Source organism: Pantoea sp. X-Soil-TKNS-1280 (genome assembly GCF_059730475.1).
Genome location: NZ_AP035962.1, coordinates 2,759,047 through 2,776,799 on the forward strand (window position 1 = coordinate 2,759,047; position 17,753 = coordinate 2,776,799).

Sequence of the window (17,753 nt, forward strand, 5' to 3'; positions counted from 1 at the left end):
GACCAGCGCTAACTGTTTCGGGGAATTCCGGAAACTGACATAAAAAATTCTTGCCAGCAGGCGTTATCTTCGTTAGGTTAATCAGCACGCAAATGAATACCCATTCAGCAACGGAATTTTTTATGACACGCGTTCAGTTCAACCACCATCATCACCATCATCCTGACTAGTCTTTCAGGCGATGTGTGCTGGAAGACGTTTAGGATCTTCCAGTGGTGTGAGCGCAAAGAGAGCCCCCGGAAGATCATCTTCCGGGGGTTTTTTTATGGGCTGACGCGACCCAACTGAGTTCAGACAGGATTGAATAAGAGGACAGGAACCATGTTAGATAACACCCGTTTACGCATAGCTATGCAGAAATCAGGCCGTTTAAGTGATGAATCACGCGAACTGCTGGCACGCTGCGGCATCAAAATTAACCTTCAGCAGCAGCGTTTGATTGCGTTTGCGGAGAACATGGCCATCGACATTCTGCGTGTGCGCGATGACGATATCCCGGGCCTGGTGATGGATGGTGTGGTGGATCTCGGCATCGTGGGCGAAAACGTGCTGGAAGAAGAGTTGCTGACGCGCCGCGCCCAGGGGGAAGACCCGCGTTACTTTACTCTGCGCCGCCTCGATTTCGGTGGCTGCCGCCTGTCGCTGGCGATGCCGGTTGATGCCGAGTACACCGGTCCGCAATGCCTCGATAAGTCACGTATCGCGACCTCCTACCCCCATCTGTTGAAAAAGTACCTCGATAAACAAGGTGTCGCGTTCAAATCCTGTCTGCTGAATGGCTCTGTCGAAGTGGCACCTCGTGCCGGTCTGGCTGATGCGATCTGTGACCTGGTGTCTACCGGTGCCACGCTGGAAGCGAATGGCCTGCGCGAAGTTGAAGTGATTTATCGTTCCAAAGCGGTGCTGATTCAGCGCGATGGCGAACTGAGTGGAGCCAAGCAGGAGCTGGTCGATAAACTGATGACGCGTATTCAGGGTGTGATCAAAGCACGCGAATCTAAGTACATCATGCTGCACGCGCCAAGTGAGCGTCTGGAAGAAGTGATTGCCCTGCTGCCGGGTGCAGAACGTCCTACTGTGCTGCCGCTGGCTGGTGAAGTGAGCCGTGTGGCGATGCACATGGTAAGCAGCGAAACGCTGTTCTGGGAAACCATGGAAAAACTGAAATCCCTAGGTGCCAGCTCAATTCTGGTGCTGCCAATTGAAAAAATGCTGGAGTGACCGAATGAGCACCCTGATGACCCCCATTGAATGGCAGCAATGCAGCAGTGAACAGCAACAGGCGCTGTTGATGCGTCCGGCGATTTCCGCCTCCGACAGCATCAGCCAGGTCGTACGCGATGTGCTGGCGCAGGTAAGGGAAAACGGTGATGGCGCATTGCGTGAATTCAGCGCGCGCTTCGATAAAACGCAGGTGGAGAACCTGCGTGTCACCGCAGAACAAATGCAGGCAGCCAGCGCGCGTCTCAGCGACACCCTGAAGCAGGCAATGGCCGTGGCAGTGGGCAATATCGAAACCTTTCACAACGCGCAGCAGCTGCCAGCAGTTGATGTGGAAACGCAACCCGGCGTGCGCTGTCAGCAAATCACCCGCCCGGTGCAATCGGTTGGCCTGTATATTCCAGGCGGTTCCGCACCGTTGTTCTCAACGGTATTAATGCTGGCAACCCCGGCGCGCATCGCCGGTTGTGGTCGCGTGGTGTTGTGTTCTCCACCGCCGATTGCCGATGAAATCCTGTATGCCGCGCAGCTGTGTGGCGTGAAAGAAGTGTTCCAGGTCGGCGGCGCACAAGCCATCGCCGCCCTCGCCTTCGGTACCGCCACCGTCCCGAAAGTGGACAAAATTTTTGGTCCTGGCAACGCGTATGTGACCGAAGCCAAACGCCAGGTGAGCCAGCGTCTCGATGGCGCTGCCATTGATATGCCTGCCGGTCCGTCTGAGGTGCTGGTGATTGCCGATGCGGGCGCAACCCCGGCATTTGTCGCTTCCGATTTGTTGTCTCAGGCAGAACACGGCCCGGATTCCCAGGTCATTCTGCTGACGCCCTCGCTGGAACTGGCCAACGGCGTTGCTGCTGCGGTGGAAGAACAGCTGGCACGCTTACCCCGTGCGGCCACGGCGCGCCAGGCACTGGCGAGCAGCCGCCTGATTGTGGCTCGCGATCTGGCACAGTGTATTGAAATCTCCAACCAGTACGGCCCGGAGCACCTGATTATTCAGACCCGCACTCCACGCGACCTGGTGGATAGCATCACCAGCGCGGGTTCGGTGTTCCTTGGTGACTGGTCGCCGGAATCAGCAGGCGACTATGCCTCTGGTACTAACCATGTGCTGCCGACCTATGGCTACACCGCCACCTGCTCCAGCCTGGGGCTGGCCGATTTCCAGAAGCGTATGACGGTGCAGGAACTGACACCACAGGGCTTCCTTGGCCTGGCAGCCACCATCGAAACCCTGGCTGCCGCTGAACAGCTGGAAGCCCACAAAAATGCCGTTACCCTGCGAGTTGCAGCCCTGAAGGAGCAAGCATGAGCCTGAATGTTGAAGATCTGGCCCGCGCCAATGTGCGCGCGCTGACGCCGTATCAATCAGCCCGTCGTCTGGGTGGCAATGGTGATGTGTGGCTGAATGCCAATGAATTTCCGCTGCCGGTGCCTTTCGAGCTCTCGCAGCAAACGCTGAACCGTTACCCGGAATGCCAGCCAAAGCTGGTTATCGGGCGCTATGCCGCGTACGCCGGTGTGACGCCGGAGCAGGTGCTGGTCAGCCGTGGCGCAGATGAAGGCATTGAACTGGTGATGCGCGCTTTCTGTGAACCGGGAAAAGACGCGATTCTGTTCTGCCCGCCGACCTATGGCATGTATAGCGTCAGTGCGGAAACCATCGGTATCGAATATCGTACTGTTGCAGCGCTGGATAACTGGCAGCTGAATCTGCCAGCGATTGCTGATCAGCTGGACGGGGTGAAAGTGGTGTATATGTGCAGCCCGAATAACCCCACCGGCAACCTGATCAATCCGGACGATATTCGCGCCCTGCTGGATATGACGGCCGGAAAAGCACTGGTGGTTGCCGATGAAGCCTATATTGAATTCTGCCCACAGGCGACGCTGGCCGGCTGGCTGAAAGATTACCCGCACCTGGTGATCCTGCGCACCCTGTCTAAAGCCTTTGCGCTGGCTGGTCTGCGCTGCGGCTTTACCCTGGCGAACAAACCGGTGATTGATCTGCTGATGAAAGTGATTGCACCCTATCCGCTCGCCACCCCGGTGGCCGACGTGGCCGCCCAGGCACTGAGCGACCAGGGTCTGGCACTGATGCGTGAACACGCACTGCAACTGAATGACAACCGCAGCTGGCTGCTGGAACAGCTGCCACAGATTGCCTGCGTCGAAGCGGTGTTTCCGAGCGAAACCAACTACATTCTGGCGCGCTTTACCGATTCACCGAAAGTGTTTAAAGCCCTGTGGGATGAAGGCATTATCCTGCGTGACCAAAACAAAAACCCAGGCCTGGCGGGATGTCTGCGCATCTCCATTGGCACCCGTGAAGAATGCGAGCGTCTGATCGCCGCACTGCAAGCCTTACCCGTGGAGCAAGCATGAGTCAGAAGACCCTTTTTATCGACCGCGACGGCACCATCATCTCTGAACCCCCGGTGGATTTTCAGGTGGACCGCATGGAAAAACTGGCTTTTGAGCCGAACGTGATTCCTGCCCTGCTGGCGCTGCAAAGCGCTGGTTACCAGCTGGTGATGATCACCAATCAGGATGGCCTGGGTACCGAGAGCTTCCCGCAGGCCGATTTTGACGGGCCGCATAATCTGATGATGCAAATCCTGACATCGCAGGGAATCCGCTTTAGCGACATTCTGATTTGTCCACACAAGCCGGAAGATAACTGCGACTGCCGCAAACCGAAAACGAAGATGGTGGAAGCCTGGCTGGCAGAGGGTGCACTCGATATCGCCAACAGCTATGTGATCGGCGATCGCCACACCGACATTCAGCTGGCGCAGAATATGGGTATCCAGGGTTTGCGCTACGGAGCCGAAGGCGAAGACTGGAATGCTATCCAGCAGCGTCTGACCAAACGTGACCGCTACGCGCTGGTGAATCGCAACACCAAAGAAACGCAGATTAAAGTTGAAGTGTGGCTGGATCGCGAAGGTGGCAGCAAAATCAACACTGGCGTCGGCTTCTTTGACCACATGCTCGACCAGATTGCGGTGCACGGTGGCTTCCGTATGAATATCGATGTCAAAGGCGATTTGTATATCGACGATCACCACACGGTGGAAGATACCGGCCTGGCACTGGGCGAAGCCTTGCTGAAGGCGCTGGGTGACAAACGCGGCATTGGCCGTTTCGGCTTTGTCCTGCCGATGGATGAATGCCTGGCGCGTTGTGCTCTGGACATCTCCGGCCGGCCGCACCTCGAATATAAAGCCGAATTCAGCTATCAGCGCGTGGGCGATCTCAGCACTGAGATGGTCGAACATTTCTTCGGTTCGCTCTCCTACGCCATGATGAGCACGCTGCACCTGAAAACCAAAGGCCGCAACGATCACCACCGTGTAGAAAGTCTGTTTAAAGCCTTTGGCCGCACGCTGCGCCAGGCGATCCGCGTGGACGGTAACACCCTGCCGAGCTCGAAAGGAGTGCTGTGATGAACGTGGTGATTCTCGACACCGGCTGCGCCAACCTGTCGTCGGTAAAGTGGGCAGTTGAACGCCTCGGCTATACCCCGGAAGTCAGCCGTGACCCTGACGTGGTACTGCGTGCCGATAAGCTCTTTCTGCCTGGCGTTGGCACCGCGCAGGCGGCAATGAACCAGCTGGAAGAACGCGATCTTATCGATCTGATTAAAGCCTGTACCCAGCCGGTACTGGGCATTTGCCTCGGTATGCAGCTGCTGGGACGCGGCAGCGATGAGAATGGCGGCATCACCACACTTGGCATTCTCGATCAGCCCGTCTCCCTGATGGATACCAAAGGCTTACCGCTGCCGCATATGGGCTGGAACCAAATCACCTCGCAGGCTGGCAATCACCTGTTCCGCGGCATCGATGATGGTAGCTATTTCTATTTTGTGCACAGCTACGCCATGCCGGTAAATGCTAATACCATCGCCCAGTGCGAATATGGCCTGCCATTCACTGCGGCATTGCAGAAAGATAACTTCTTTGGTGTGCAGTTCCACCCGGAGCGTTCCGGCAAAGCAGGCGCACAGCTGCTGAAAAATTTCCTGGAGATGTGATGATTATTCCGGCTTTAGATTTAATCGACGGCAAAGTGGTGCGCCTGCATCAGGGGGACTACGGGCAGCAACGTGATTACGGTAGCGACCCGTTACCACGCCTGCAGGACTACGAGCGCCAGGGCGCGCAGGTGCTGCACCTGGTGGATTTGACCGGTGCGAAAGACCCGGCCAAACGCCAGATCCCGCTGTTGCAAACTCTGCTGCGTGGCGTGAGTGTGCCGGTGCAGGTCGGTGGCGGTATCCGCAACCGCGAAGATGTTGCAGCGCTGCTTGCGGCGGGTGCCAGCCGTGTGGTGGTGGGTTCCACCGCAGTGAAGCAACCGGAAGAGGTAAAAAGCTGGTTCCGCGAATTTGGTGCCGATGCCATTGTGCTGGCGCTGGATGTGCGTATCGATGCCGATAATCGCAAAGAAGTGGCGATCAGCGGCTGGCAGGAAGCAGCCGGTGTCACACTGGAAGAAGTGATTGGCTGGTTCCAGCCGGTGGGGCTGAAACACGTACTGTGCACCGATATTTCGCGCGATGGCACGCTGAGCGGCTCCAATGTCACCCTGTATCAGGAAGTGTCTGCGGCATTCCCGGACATCGCATTTCAGTCTTCCGGCGGTATCGGTTCGCTGGATGATATCGCTGCGCTGCGCGGCAGCGGTGCACAAGGTGTGATCGTCGGTCGTGCGCTGCTGGAAGATAAATTTACGGTTTCGGAGGCTATTGCATGCTGGCAAAACGGATAATTCCCTGTCTTGATGTGCGTGATGGACAGGTGGTGAAAGGGGTTCAGTTCCGTAACCATGAAATCATCGGCGACATCGTACCGCTGGCGCAACGTTATGCGCAGGAAGGTGCTGATGAGCTGGTGTTCTACGATATCACCGCCTCTTCGGACGGACGCGTGGTGGACAAAAGCTGGGTGTCACGCGTGGCGGAAGTGATTGATATTCCGTTCTGCGTGGCTGGTGGGATCAAAAGTGCCGAAGATGCCGCGCGCATTTTGCAGTTTGGTGCCGATAAAATCTCCATCAACTCACCGGCGCTGGCCGACCCTTCACTGATTACCCGTCTGGCCGATCGCTTTGGCGTACAGTGTATTGTGGTCGGCATTGACACCTGGTTCGACGAGGCTACCGGCAAATATCACGTCAATCAGTATACTGGCGATGAATCCCGTACCCGTGTGACCCAGTGGGAAACGCTGGACTGGGTGCAGGAAGTGCAGAAGCTGGGTGCTGGCGAAATCGTCCTGAATATGATGAACCAGGACGGCGTGCGTAACGGTTACGATTTGGTGCAGCTGAAGAAAGTGCGGGATGTCTGTAAGGTACCGTTGATTGCTTCCGGTGGCGCAGGCACCATGGCACACTTCCTCGAAGCCTTCGAACAGGCCAATGTCGATGGCGCGCTGGCGGCTTCGGTGTTTCATAAACAGATTATTAATATTGGTGAGCTGAAAAGCTTCCTGATTGACAACGGTGTGGAGATTCGCGCGTGTTAACTGCAGAACAACTGGCCAACCTGGATTGGGTCAAAACCGCGGGCATGATGCCCGCTATCGTCCAGCATAGCGTTTCTGGCGAAGTGCTGATGCACGGTTATATGAATGAGGAAGCATTGCAGAAAACCCTCACGGACGGCAATGTCACCTTTTTCTCGCGCACCAAGAACCGTCTGTGGACCAAAGGCGAAACCTCGGGCCATTTCCTGAAAGTGGTCAGCATTACGCCGGACTGCGACAACGACACCTTGCTGGTACTGGTCAACCCGATTGGCCCCACCTGCCATCTCGGCACATCGAGCTGCTTCTCCCCGGCAGCACCAGACTGGACTTTCCTGTATCAGCTGGAGCAACTGCTGGCCGAGCGTAAAAGCGCCGATCCGGCCAGTTCGTATACTGCGAAGCTGTATGCCAGCGGTACCAAGCGCATCGCACAGAAAGTGGGTGAAGAAGGCGTTGAAACCGCTCTCGCCGCCACTGTTAACGATCGCTTTGAACTGACCAATGAAGCGTCAGATTTGATCTACCATCTGCTGGTGTTATTGCAGGATCAGGACCTTGATCTGAGCGCCATCATCAATAACCTGCGTGCACGACATAAATAACCGATTGTGCACTATGCTGCTCAAAATCGTCACTGATGGCGAATTTTGAGCAGTACACTTCTCAAAAAAAACAAATCCAGCTAAAATTGAGCAATATACTGCTCAAATAAGGTCTGGTATGTTAACTCTCCAATTATACATTGATGGTCTCTGGCAGGATGCCGCTCTGCTGGACGTAAAAGAGCCGCGCAAGGGCCGGGAGAGTGCCGCTTTGCTCGCTTATGACTTCGACTACGCTTCAGAGTATCTTGATCGTAATGACCTCGCCAGCTGCAGTCTGAATAATGCAGTGATGCTGATTGGTAGCCACTTTTCCCAACCATGGTTCGGTTTTATTGACGATATCATGCCAGCGGGTGCCAGCCGACGTTACTGGGTAGCGCAACTGGGTTTACAATCTAAATCTCCTGCAGAGCAGGACTACGCATTACTGAAAGCGGGCACTATTGCGCCAATTGGTAATTTGAGAGTCAAAGAATCTTTGCCTCAACTCCCGGAGGAAAGTCAGTTGAAAACCCGCCGCTTTCCAGCGGAATGGGCAATTGAACGTGATACGGATTTCCTCGAATACGCTCAGCAGATGGGAGCCGCCAGTGGTGGTGCAACCGGGGCGGGAGGTGAAGCACCAAAATTGCTGTTGCGGCGGACAGAAAACAGCGAAGTCTGGATCGATACCTGGCAAGATGATTTACACATTCAGGATACGCATTATCTGGTGAAGTATCCGCGCGGTTCACGCAGTGAGATAGATTGCGATATTCTGCGCGCTGAATACCATTTCTATCATGAGATACATTCCCTCGGTATAAACACTATCAGCACCCGCAAAATGCTGTTGTGTGAAGGTGAACGCTATCCATCCTTGTGGCTTCCACGCTTTGATGTGGACTTTGTTGCAGGAAAAAAAGTGTTGTTCGGCCTTGAGTCAGTCTATTCCATTATGGAAAAGTCCCCTGGCAGCTATCTGAATCATTTTGACGTGATTCGCACATTGATTGAAAAACTGCGGCTTACTGGTGGAGAACGTAAGCGTCTGGTCATTGAATGGGTGCAACGCGACATGCTCAACATTGCTTTCGGAAATTCTGATAATCATGGGCGTAACAGCGCGATTATAAAAAAACCAGGCGGTATGTGGCTGGCCCCGGTATATGATTTTGCGCCGATGAAAGCCGATCCGGAAGGTGTGGTCCGTACTACCCAATGGGGATCGCCCTATGAAGAAGGGGGGCACTTTCAATGGCATTTGATTGCCGCACAGCTGGACGAATTAATCCCGCAACATGAACTTCTTCAGGCAATGAAAATGCTGGCTGAAAGTTTACGCGGACTGAAAACACGGCTGGCTGCACGCGGTGTGCCTGCTTCAATCCTGGAAATGCCGGGGATTGGTTTTAATTTTCTTGATCAACGCATCGCTGGATGGCAACTATGAAAAAAAACATTTCACCGTTCGAACGTGAAGCCATGCTACTTGATCTATTGCAGAAATTTATCGAGGAGCAGATGACGCAGGGAGAATTACTGATGCAACTGCGCAAGAAAGTCCTTGGTTTCTCCCAGGAACGCTATGCCGCTTTGGCTGGCATCAGTCGCCGTACACTTTCAGATGTTGAGCTGAATAAAGAGAGCATCACTCTCACCACATTAAGTCGCGCATTTAAACCATTAGGGTTAAAGGTAGGTGTTTTGCCGCGCCAGCCTCATATGATGCAGACCCTTCTCACCCACCTTGTTCGTCACGGAGACAACCATGACCACCCATGAAAAATTGCTGGCTCTGCTCGAACAACACCATGCGCGTTATAACGTGATGACGCATGAAGCCACCGGCAAATGTGAGGCTGTGGCGGCGATTCGCGGAACAGAAGTCGGCCAGGGCGCGAAAGCGCTGGTGTGTCATGTGAAAGGTAACGGCATCAAACAGCATGTCCTGGCAGTGCTGCCCGCCGATCAACAGGCGGATTTAAGCAAAGTGGCAGAAGCTGTAGGCGGACGACGCGCTTCACTCGCCAGCCCGGCCGAGGTCGATGCGCTAACGGGTTGCGTATTTGGTGCCATTCCCCCGTTCAGTTTCCATCCGGATTTGTTGCTGGTGGTTGATCCGCTGCTGTTCGAACGTTATGACGAGATCGCCTTCAATGCTGGTCTGCTGGAAAAATCCGTGGTGTTAAAAACCGCCGACTATCGTGCTATTTGCGGTGGGAATGTGGCGCGTTTAACGGCTTAAGTCGCACGCGCCACGGATATCAGAGGTGGTGAAGCTTTGGCCGTATGGCACACAATGCCAGGGCGCTGACAAACATCATCGATGTCGGTGAGTAGATCAGCACCGAGTCCGTCATTCCCATGATGAAAAGTGTCGCAACTGGCATGGATACCCCCATCAAGGCACTGCGTTTAAACCACACCCATAGAGCAACCGCGTAGAAAAAGACCAGCGCCGCCAGTCCGGCAATACCCTGCAAAGTGGCAATTTCGAGAAATTCATTGTGCATGTTGTACTGCACGTTCTTGTAACCTTCGGTATTGCCGGGATGAACACGCGCAATAAAGGCTCTGGCTGTCACGGTACGCTCATCAGGCGATGAATAACCCAGATGCTGCGGCAGGAAATGCAGACCGCTGTCCCAGATAGCAACGCGTGCACCGAGCGACGTCGAGCTATCGGAATCGTAGTTCTCAAGATTATTGATGCCCTGGAGCCAGCGCTCACCCGTCAGTGCCGCCAGTGCAACCACAATAACTAACGCGATTAAGCGATTCCGTTTTGGCTGCAATATCTTTAATAAGCCATAAAACCGGCTGATCTGGCACAACGTAATAAAGAAAAAGGCCAGTTGCGTGACCCGCGTTCCGGTGAGAAGCACCAGGCTCAGCGTGATAGCAATCAAAGCAATATCCAGTATCTGCCACCTGAGGCCCGCCTCTTTAACCGACAGCCACAGGTAAGTGCAATAAAGAAACATCACCATGTAGGAGGAGCTGGACGCCACATTTGCGGTAAGCCTGATACGATCGCCCGTTAGCAGATGCTCATGCACCCCCATCACCAGCGCCACAGCGGCACCAACCCACAAAATCGCTTTACACCAGTTAATACTGACTTCAGCAATTTCCTTGTTATAGATGCTGAGTACTAAAACAATAAAAGCACCAAGTATCAACCGCTTACCACCAAGCTGATAGTTACTTATGGTGTTTATCGTGGTGAGAGTAAAATCACCATAGTGTTTGTTGATATAGAATGCCCAGCTGATTTGGACCAAACCCAGGGCAAAAACCGCGATAAAAAGCAGCAAGGCGTACTTATTGAGCCTTTTACGATTGACCGGAGTGGCCAGGGTATAAACAACCAAAAACAGCGCCAGGTAGGAGGCAAAATAAAATATTTTTTGCGCATAGCCGTAAGTGGAAAGGCTGCTCGCCAGTGAACCGCATAATAAAAGTGTGATGAGAGTCACAATCATCGCAACCCATTTGGCAGGTGCGGCGAAGGGAAGAGAGTTATTCAATGTGGGTGTCCTGAACAATGATACGTCCCAGTCTTTCCATGTAATTTGCCTCGTAAAATACCGCGAGGCTTTGTTTGATTTCCTGCGCATCGGGCAACGCCCTGCCATCCGCAATTCCCTGCAATATTTCAGCCAGTTGCCCAACCTGATTCACCGGATAAAGCAACCCATTGACGTCTGGGTAAATTATCTCCGATGGACCACTGATGCAATCGGAAGAGACGCAAAAAATGCCGCGCGCCATCGCCTCCAGCAGTATCAGCGGAAAACCTTCATGATTCGAGGTCAGCACCAGGGTAGTCACTTCTTTGATATGCGTTTCAATATACTTCCAGGCGTTAGGTTGCCAGCCATGCCATTGCAGGTTATCAGCAATCCCCAACTGCTGCGCATAGTCTTCACAACGTTCCCGATCGTAGCCATCACCCACGATATCCAGTGTCCAGTTGCCCTGTACCTGCTGCAATGCATCGAACAAATCTTTCAGCTGTTTCTGATCTTCAAAGTGCACCCGTCCAACATACAAAAAGCGCGTGTGAGCAGGACGCGCGATCACCAATGGCACCGCTTTTACCGGGTTGAATACTACATGGATATTGTCAGGTTTAGCACCCAGCTCAATCAGCTGCGATTTGATTTCCGCGCTGATGGCCAGATGGGCATCAGCCATTAACAAATAATGGGGACGATAGCGATTTTTCGGCGGCAGGTGCATCCAGGAATACAGCGTCGCCTTACATCCTGAAAGATTCAGCGCTTTACGCGCCAGCATACAAGGGATGGTGTTGAGGGCAATAACCACGTCTGGTTTATGCTGACGAATAAAGCGCGCCAGGCGGAGAATATGTACAAATCGGGCAATTTTAGGATTACGGGTCACGCTGCTGCTCTGGCCCCAGACCAGCCCGTCTAACCAACTTTCTGAAGCGATTTCCAGCCGGGAGTCCAGCAGGAACAGGCCCGCACTGAACGCGTTATCACTATTGATTAAATTTATGACCTGCCGGGTGACGTTTTCCATTCCGCCATGACCATGCAGCGTTTCGCTTACGAAGAGAATTTTTTTATGGTTTGCGTCATGCATTTTTTATCTCATTGAAGTAGGTCACTAGCGCCGTAGCCCGAAATTCCGCGCATTTCTGACCGCTTTCTTCGCACTATCCCTGGTCATCACAATGAGCATAGATAAAGACTCACTGGAGAGGTGGCCTTTCTACCATTTTTGTACTACCCAGGCAACCTGCCTGACTCCAGGAATTAACTGGATTAATATATGTCAAATTCTGGCCGACACATTTTCTGCAAAATTATAACGATATTAAGGCCTTGCCTCATTTGATTTGCCGCGCACAGCAGAGTAATCTGCTGGGTTCCACATCACGACAAAAGAAGACCGATTTTATGGCAAGTACACGTTTTTCCGTCCGTTTGCGCCAGACGCTGGCGCTGGCAGTATTGGCAGGTTGCGCGTTTGGTGCTCAGGCAAAAATTGATCAGGTGCGTTTCGCCGTTGATCCGACCTACCCTCCTTTCGAATCTAAAACACCGCAGGGTAAACTGGTCGGTTTTGATATCGATCTGGGTAACGCTCTGTGTGAGCAAATGAAAACCAAATGTGTCTGGGTAGAAAGCGAATTCGACGGCATGATCCCAGCGCTGAAAGCACGCAAATTTGATGCCATTTTGTCTGATATGGGCGTGACAGAAGAACGCCTGAAACAGATCGATTTCACCATGCCGCTGTACGATACCAAAACACAGTTGATCGCGCGTAAAGGCTCTGGCCTGCTGCCAACGGCTGAATCGCTGAAAGGCAAAACAGTGGGTGTAGAACAGGGCACCGTTCAGGAACGCTATGCACGTGCCAAATGGCAGCCCAATGGTGTAAACGTGGTGCCTTATGGCGATCAGGCTCAGGTTGAGAACGACCTGGTTTCTGGTCGTCTTGATGCGGTGTTTACCGATGCCGCACAGGCTGCCATCGGCTTCCTCAAACAACCGCAAGGCAAAGACTTTGAACTGGCCGGGCCAACGGTACAGGATCCCATCATCGGACCGGGAACGGCTATCGGCCTGCGTAAAGGTGATACCGAGCTGAAGACCGCGCTGGATGATGCCTTCAATGAAATCAAAAAGAACGGCACCTTCGACAAAATCCAGAAGAAATACTTCGCGACAGATATCTCCATTCAGCAGTAAACCCAGGGCGGCGTTTGCCGCCCTTCTTTTCAATCGCACTATAATAATTGCCATTCGGACAACTCTTGCCGGTGTGAGTCAGCCTGCACCGTGGCGAACAACAGGACATCATCAACGTCATGCAACAACAACATCATCCTCTGCTCAGCGCGTCGCTGGGAACACAGCGCGAAATCTATAGCTTCCACTTCAGTGGCGATGGACATAAACGTGTGTATATTCAGGCCGCACTACATGGTGATGAGCTACCCGGCATGGCGGTGGCATGGTATCTGAAACAGAAGTTGCTGGCGCTGGAGTCTGCCGGACAACTCAAAGCCTCATTCACGCTGGTGCCCGTCGCCAATCCGTTGGCGCTGGGGCAACACTGGCATGGTACACATCTGGGACGCTTTCATACCCTCTCAGGCCAGGATTTTAATCGTCGCTTCCCGGCACTGGGGGAAACACTGGTCGATGAACTGGCTGGAACGCTGACCCACAGCGAATATGAAAACAAGCGGCTGATTCGTGATGCTATCGACCGCCACTACCGCGACAAGATCGCCAAAACCGAGCTGGATGCACAACGTTTCACGCTGATGCGCATGGCCAGCCAGGCGGATTTAATGATCGACCTGCACTGTGACTGGGATGCTCTGCCACATTTGTACACCACACCTCACGCCTGGCCTGATATTGAGCCGCTGGCTCGCTGGCTGGGAAGTGAAGTCCAGCTTCTGGCGCAAATTTCCGGTGGTGAACCTTTTGATGAGGCCTGCTGCGAACCCTGGCAGACACTGGCCGAACGCTTTGGCGATGAATATCCCATGCCGCGTGGCTTGCTGCCGGTGACGCTGGAACTTCGTGGTGTAGCGGATGTTGCCGCCGATCAGGCGGAGAAAGATGCCGACGCCATTATCAATGCGTTGATTGAGAGTGATTATATTGCCGGAGAGGTGAACGTATCCCCTGCCCTGATTAACCCCGCGACACCATTAGCCGGGTGTGAGTATATTTTTGCCCCGCATTCAGGCCTGATTCTTAATCGTCGTGCGCTCGGTGAAAAGATAAAAGCGGGTGAAGTGGTGGCAGAGATTGTTGATCCAATTACTGATCAGGTCACACCGTTGGTGGCGGAATTTGGTGGTGTGCTGTATGCACGTCATCTGATGAAGTTCGCGACAGCGGGCATGCTGGTAGTAAGACTAGCCGGGGAAAGTGCGGGTCGGGAAGGGGATTTGCTGGTGGGTTAAAAAATAAGGCTTCCCGAGGGAAGCCTTATTATGATCAGTCCAGCCACTCAGTGTGGAACACACCGTCTTTATCGATACGCTTGTAAGTATGCGCACCAAAGTAGTCACGCTGAGCCTGAATCAGGTTGGCAGGCAGAACTTCTGAACGATAGCTATCGTAGTAGGCAATCGCTGCAGAGAAGGTCGGAGTCGGGATACCGTTCTGTACCGCATAAGCGACGACGTCACGCAGTGCCTGCTGATATTCGTCAGCAATGTTCTTGAAGTACGGAGCCAGCAGCAGGTTGGCAATGTTCGCGTTTTCCGCGTAAGCATCGGTGATTTTCTGCAGGAACTGAGCACGGATGATACAGCCCGCACGGAAGATTTTAGCAATCTCTCCGTACTGCAGATCCCAGTTATATTGCTCAGATGCAGCGCGCAGCTGAGAGAAGCCCTGTGCGTAAGAAACGATTTTGCCCAGATACAACGCGCGACGTACTTTCTCAACGAATTCAGCTTTGTCGCCGGTGAAGGCTTTCGCCTGCGGACCGCTCAGCACTTTAGATGCCGCAACACGCTGTGTTTTCAGCGAAGACAGGTAGCGGGCAAATACTGATTCGGTGATCAGAGACAGCGGTTCGCCCAAATCCAGCGAGCTTTGGCTGGTCCATTTACCGGTGCCTTTGTTAGCCGCTTCATCCAGAATCACATCAACCAGATATTTGCCGTCTTCATCTTTCTTGGTGAAGATATCTTTGGTGATGTCAATCAGGTAGCTGCTGAGCTCGCCGTTGTTCCAGTCAGTGAAAGTTTTCGCCAGTTCTTCGTTGGTCAGACCCAGCGCACCCTTCAGCAGTGCATACGCTTCTGCGATCAGCTGCATGTCACCGTATTCGATGCCATTGTGCACCATTTTCACGTAGTGACCTGCACCGTCCGGACCGATATAGGTCACACAGGCTTCGCCATCTTCGGCACGTGCAGCAATTTTGTCCAGAATCGGCGCAACCAGTTCATAAGCTTCTTTCTGGCCGCCAGGCATGATAGAAGGCCCCTTCAGAGCGCCCTCTTCACCACCGGAAACGCCAGTACCAATGAAGTTAAAGCCCTGGTCAGACAGTTCTTTATTACGACGGATGGTATCTTTGTAGAAGGTGTTACCGCCATCGATCAGGATATCGCCCTTATCCAGATGCGGGGTCAGCGAAGCAATGGTTTTATCAGTCGCTTCACCAGCCTGTACCATCAGCAGGATACGACGGGGTTTTTCCAGTGAGTCAACAAACTCTTCAATGGTGTAGTAAGGCGCGAGTTTCTTGCCCTGATTCTCAGCAATGACTTCGTCAGTCTTTTCACGAGAACGGTTGAAGATAGATACAGTGTAGCCGCGGCTCTCAATGTTAAGCGCAAGGTTACGGCCCATTACCGCCATACCAACAACACCGATTTGTTGCTTGGACATTTCTTACTCCTGTCTGGATATAAAAGCTCTAACAGCTTTGGCCTTATCTAAGGGAAGTATCGATTACATTATCAATGACCGCACCATCATACATCACCAATGATGCTAAGTGCTCTCCCAAAAAACACGAATCGATAATTTCAAATCACTGATAAAAATGAGGTTTTAATTTGTACAATCTTGACCATCATGAGATTTTATCGTCCGTACAACCTCTTATTATCAGGATGACTTGTCAAACATTTCGTGCCTGAGGAAGCTCTGATAAACAACGCGTGTTCAACGCATCGCGGTCTGTATCCAGGAACCATCCCCACTTATTAAAGTAGCGAACAGCAGAAAAAACATGGTACATCAGGAACTTGATATCACGATATGAGCGTCGCTGCGATTCATGCACCACGGTTGAACCAGGGCAATATTCAACCGGCAATGCCGATGTACAGACCCGACGGCTGAGATCAACATCTTCCAGATAGAGGAAAAAACGTTCATCGAAGCCACCGGTCTTTTGCAGGGCCTGCCGGCTGATCAGCATAAAGCAACCTGACAATGAGGGTGCAAAAAAAGAGCAGCTGTAATCGGCCTGACGCAGTTCGTAATCCTGATTCATTTTGTCAGCAAGTGACGAACCAAAGCGACGGACAAAAAGCTGCCATGGTGTAGGCAACAGCTTACAACCGTGTTGCAAACTGCCATCGGGATAGACAACTTTAGGTATGGAAAGCCCTGTTTGCCGCTGCATGCTGAAGCTATAGAGCTTATCAACCTGTCCGGTAGTAAACGAGATGTCTGGATTGCATACCAGAATGTAGTCGCAGTCCTGGTTGAACTTTTGGAATACCGCATTGTGACCGCTACCAAACCCACGATTGACCGGCAGCTTGATCACTTCAATTTTAGGGTGGCTTAAACCTTCCAGCCAGCGGCAATGACCACCGTTATCGACGATGCAAATCTTATCGATACTTTGCTCGGAAGATAACGATTCCAGCGTTTTTTCGATATCGGCCTGGCTATGGCGATATAAAACTAAGGAGGCAATAATTTTCACTCAAACACCAGTTGGTTACATACGGTTCAATAGTGTGTAAGACACAGTGGTTAGCGTACCAGCCAACTGTTGGTGATAGACACCAGACTGCCTGAGTAGACATAAACGCTGTATTAATGAGCTATCGCGGATCGCGAAAAAATCATTCAGTCTGCGTTGGTTCTCAACAGTCATCTGCGCACCTATTAACCCCATCATGGCAATATTAGTATCATTCCAGGCAGCCTTTCGACCATGGTGTGCTTTCCGAAAATTAGCCATACGCGTCATCAGGCCCATGCCATTACCAATAACGTTGTTATCGTGCTGACGATATAAAACGGTTGGTTCACGATCAAAGAAAACGTGGCCACCACAGGCTGTCACGACCAGGTACAATGCCCAGTCATGAATCACCATCTCGCCATCAGCTGCCTGCCTCAACAATTCGCGTGCTTTATTATTAAACACCATGGTATTACCGCTGGCGATATTTTGCAGTAAAGCATTAGCAAATGAGGGAGGTTTAGCATAATCAGGAGAAAAGCCAATCTTTTCCCCTTCAGTGTTGATAAGTTCAGTCCGACTGCAATAGAGCGCTGGAACCTCTGGATCAACTGCATCAAGCCAGTTTACGGCCCGTTCTAACTTATCATTTATCCAGATATCGTCCTGATCAGAAAAAGCATAATAGGACGCATTAATATTTTCATTATTAATTAATGAAACAAAATTGCGACAAACGCCCTGCCGGGGACCTTCCAACAGGTTAATAGACTGCGGCACAGACAGGGAAAAATCTTTAATGGCATCTAAGCCCTGATCTGTGGATCCATCGTCTGAAGCCCATAAAGACCAGTTGATGTACGTCTGTCGCTTATAGGAATTCAGTTGCTGATTGATGAAATGGGCACCATTATAGGTGCCCAGCAGAATAGCAACAGAAGATGAAGAGTTATTCATCATT

19 protein-coding genes and 1 other annotated feature are annotated in these 17,753 nt (G+C 52.4%); of the genes, 14 read left to right on the forward strand and 5 right to left on the reverse strand.

Going from position 1 to position 17,753, the window contains the following annotated elements:
* The first annotated feature begins 122 nt into the window (after window positions 1-122).
* The 12 genes from hisL to AC6I8X_RS12900 all read left to right on the forward strand — a co-directional run bounded on the left by hisL (window position 123) and on the right by AC6I8X_RS12900 (window position 9,590).
* Window positions 123-170 (forward strand): his operon leader peptide, encoded by a 48-nt coding sequence (gene hisL, locus AC6I8X_RS12845; protein ID WP_100396937.1) that lies wholly within the window; start codon window positions 123-125, stop codon window positions 168-170.
* Window positions 146-267, forward strand: a sequence feature (His leader region). Its footprint overlaps the gene before it by 25 nt.
* A gap of 54 nt (window positions 268-321) precedes the next feature.
* On the forward strand, window positions 322-1,221 hold the full coding sequence (gene hisG / locus AC6I8X_RS12850) for an ATP phosphoribosyltransferase (RefSeq protein WP_084875970.1): 900 nt from the start codon (window positions 322-324) through the stop codon (window positions 1,219-1,221).
* A 4-nt stretch (window positions 1,222-1,225) separates the two neighbouring features.
* Complete coding sequence (gene hisD / locus AC6I8X_RS12855; protein WP_313683147.1) at window positions 1,226-2,533, forward strand: histidinol dehydrogenase; 1,308 nt, start codon at window positions 1,226-1,228, stop codon at window positions 2,531-2,533.
* The gene (gene hisC / locus AC6I8X_RS12860) at window positions 2,530-3,606 is read left to right on the forward strand and encodes a histidinol-phosphate transaminase (protein ID WP_299449288.1); all 1,077 of its coding nucleotides are present in this window, start codon (window positions 2,530-2,532) and stop codon (window positions 3,604-3,606) included. The genes hisD and hisC overlap by 4 nt, the downstream gene beginning before the upstream one ends.
* Complete coding sequence (hisB, locus tag AC6I8X_RS12865; protein WP_084875973.1) at window positions 3,603-4,670, forward strand: bifunctional histidinol-phosphatase/imidazoleglycerol-phosphate dehydratase HisB; 1,068 nt, start codon at window positions 3,603-3,605, stop codon at window positions 4,668-4,670. Before hisC ends, hisB begins: the two co-directional genes overlap by 4 nt.
* Complete coding sequence (hisH, locus tag AC6I8X_RS12870; protein WP_299449281.1) at window positions 4,670-5,260, forward strand: imidazole glycerol phosphate synthase subunit HisH; 591 nt, start codon at window positions 4,670-4,672, stop codon at window positions 5,258-5,260. The genes hisB and hisH overlap by 1 nt, the downstream gene beginning before the upstream one ends.
* The gene (hisA, locus tag AC6I8X_RS12875) at window positions 5,260-5,997 is read left to right on the forward strand and encodes a 1-(5-phosphoribosyl)-5-[(5-phosphoribosylamino)methylideneamino]imidazole-4-carboxamide isomerase (RefSeq protein WP_313683146.1); all 738 of its coding nucleotides are present in this window, start codon (window positions 5,260-5,262) and stop codon (window positions 5,995-5,997) included. The genes hisH and hisA overlap by 1 nt, the downstream gene beginning before the upstream one ends.
* Window positions 5,979-6,755, forward strand: a complete 777-nt coding sequence (hisF, locus tag AC6I8X_RS12880; protein WP_208715762.1) for an imidazole glycerol phosphate synthase subunit HisF — start codon at window positions 5,979-5,981, stop codon at window positions 6,753-6,755. The genes hisA and hisF overlap by 19 nt, the downstream gene beginning before the upstream one ends.
* Window positions 6,749-7,360, forward strand: coding sequence for a bifunctional phosphoribosyl-AMP cyclohydrolase/phosphoribosyl-ATP diphosphatase HisIE (gene hisIE / locus AC6I8X_RS12885; RefSeq protein ID WP_299449273.1), 612 nt, complete (start codon window positions 6,749-6,751; stop codon window positions 7,358-7,360). Before hisF ends, hisIE begins: the two co-directional genes overlap by 7 nt.
* Before the next feature lie 118 nt (window positions 7,361-7,478).
* Window positions 7,479-8,795 (forward strand): type II toxin-antitoxin system HipA family toxin, encoded by a 1,317-nt coding sequence (locus tag AC6I8X_RS12890; protein WP_497839926.1) that lies wholly within the window; start codon window positions 7,479-7,481, stop codon window positions 8,793-8,795.
* Entirely contained in the window at window positions 8,792-9,127 is a 336-nt protein-coding gene (locus tag AC6I8X_RS12895; RefSeq protein WP_084875979.1) for a helix-turn-helix domain-containing protein, read from the forward strand. Before AC6I8X_RS12890 ends, AC6I8X_RS12895 begins: the two co-directional genes overlap by 4 nt.
* Window positions 9,114-9,590, forward strand: coding sequence for a YbaK/EbsC family protein (locus AC6I8X_RS12900; protein ID WP_313683143.1), 477 nt, complete (start codon window positions 9,114-9,116; stop codon window positions 9,588-9,590). The genes AC6I8X_RS12895 and AC6I8X_RS12900 overlap by 14 nt, the downstream gene beginning before the upstream one ends.
* Window positions 9,591-9,609: 19 nt before the next feature.
* Here AC6I8X_RS12900 and AC6I8X_RS12905 read toward each other — a convergent pair whose 3' ends face one another.
* Window positions 9,610-10,875 carry an O-antigen ligase family protein gene (locus AC6I8X_RS12905; RefSeq protein WP_497839927.1) on the reverse strand — a complete coding sequence of 422 codons (1,266 nt, stop codon included), beginning with the start codon at window positions 10,873-10,875 and terminating at the stop codon, window positions 9,610-9,612.
* Window positions 10,868-11,959: a glycosyltransferase gene (locus AC6I8X_RS12910; RefSeq protein WP_313683141.1), complete on the reverse strand. Its 1,092-nt coding sequence runs from the start codon at window positions 11,957-11,959 to the stop codon at window positions 10,868-10,870. Before AC6I8X_RS12910 ends, AC6I8X_RS12905 begins: the two co-directional genes overlap by 8 nt.
* Before the next feature lie 317 nt (window positions 11,960-12,276).
* On the opposite strand from AC6I8X_RS12910, the gene AC6I8X_RS12915 reads away from it, so the two are divergent.
* On the forward strand, window positions 12,277-13,074 hold the full coding sequence (locus AC6I8X_RS12915; protein WP_313683152.1) for an ABC transporter substrate-binding protein: 798 nt from the start codon (window positions 12,277-12,279) through the stop codon (window positions 13,072-13,074).
* Between the two features lie 119 nt (window positions 13,075-13,193).
* Window positions 13,194-14,309, forward strand: coding sequence for a succinylglutamate desuccinylase/aspartoacylase family protein (locus AC6I8X_RS12920; RefSeq protein WP_497839928.1), 1,116 nt, complete (start codon window positions 13,194-13,196; stop codon window positions 14,307-14,309).
* A gap of 34 nt (window positions 14,310-14,343) precedes the next feature.
* Here the strand turns inward: AC6I8X_RS12920 and gnd are convergent, their stop codons facing one another.
* From gnd to AC6I8X_RS12935, 3 genes are all read right to left on the reverse strand, one after another.
* Window positions 14,344-15,753 carry an NADP-dependent phosphogluconate dehydrogenase gene (gene gnd / locus AC6I8X_RS12925; protein ID WP_208715769.1) on the reverse strand — a complete coding sequence of 470 codons (1,410 nt, stop codon included), beginning with the start codon at window positions 15,751-15,753 and terminating at the stop codon, window positions 14,344-14,346.
* Window positions 15,754-15,988: 235 nt separating this feature from the next.
* On the reverse strand, window positions 15,989-16,807 hold the full coding sequence (locus tag AC6I8X_RS12930) for a glycosyltransferase family 2 protein (protein WP_313683139.1): 819 nt from the start codon (window positions 16,805-16,807) through the stop codon (window positions 15,989-15,991).
* 15 nt (window positions 16,808-16,822) lie between these two features.
* Window positions 16,823-17,752 carry a glycosyltransferase family 2 protein gene (locus AC6I8X_RS12935; protein ID WP_497839929.1) on the reverse strand — a complete coding sequence of 310 codons (930 nt, stop codon included), beginning with the start codon at window positions 17,750-17,752 and terminating at the stop codon, window positions 16,823-16,825.
* Window position 17,753: the final 1 nt, after the last annotated feature.

Bases quoted from the DNA above. Each gene is read 5' to 3' on its own strand.
- hisH (WP_299449281.1), top strand. From the start codon at position 4,670: ATGAACGTGGTGATTCTCGACACCGGCTGCGCCAACCTGTCGTCGGTA.
- AC6I8X_RS12910 (WP_313683141.1), bottom strand. From the start codon at position 11,959: ATGCATGACGCAAACCATAAAAAAATTCTCTTCGTAAGCGAAACGCTG.
- hisD (WP_313683147.1), top strand. From the start codon at position 1,226: ATGAGCACCCTGATGACCCCCATTGAATGGCAGCAATGCAGCAGTGAA.
- hisF (WP_208715762.1), top strand. From the start codon at position 5,979: ATGCTGGCAAAACGGATAATTCCCTGTCTTGATGTGCGTGATGGACAG.
- hisC (WP_299449288.1), top strand. From the start codon at position 2,530: ATGAGCCTGAATGTTGAAGATCTGGCCCGCGCCAATGTGCGCGCGCTG.
- AC6I8X_RS12915 (WP_313683152.1), top strand. From the start codon at position 12,277: ATGGCAAGTACACGTTTTTCCGTCCGTTTGCGCCAGACGCTGGCGCTG.
- hisG (WP_084875970.1), top strand. From the start codon at position 322: ATGTTAGATAACACCCGTTTACGCATAGCTATGCAGAAATCAGGCCGT.
- AC6I8X_RS12895 (WP_084875979.1), top strand. From the start codon at position 8,792: ATGAAAAAAAACATTTCACCGTTCGAACGTGAAGCCATGCTACTTGAT.
- AC6I8X_RS12935 (WP_497839929.1), bottom strand. From the start codon at position 17,752: ATGATGAATAACTCTTCATCTTCTGTTGCTATTCTGCTGGGCACCTAT.
- hisB (WP_084875973.1), top strand. From the start codon at position 3,603: ATGAGTCAGAAGACCCTTTTTATCGACCGCGACGGCACCATCATCTCT.
- gnd (WP_208715769.1), bottom strand. From the start codon at position 15,753: ATGTCCAAGCAACAAATCGGTGTTGTTGGTATGGCGGTAATGGGCCGT.
- AC6I8X_RS12900 (WP_313683143.1), top strand. From the start codon at position 9,114: ATGACCACCCATGAAAAATTGCTGGCTCTGCTCGAACAACACCATGCG.
- AC6I8X_RS12890 (WP_497839926.1), top strand. From the start codon at position 7,479: ATGTTAACTCTCCAATTATACATTGATGGTCTCTGGCAGGATGCCGCT.
- AC6I8X_RS12920 (WP_497839928.1), top strand. From the start codon at position 13,194: ATGCAACAACAACATCATCCTCTGCTCAGCGCGTCGCTGGGAACACAG.
- hisA (WP_313683146.1), top strand. From the start codon at position 5,260: ATGATTATTCCGGCTTTAGATTTAATCGACGGCAAAGTGGTGCGCCTG.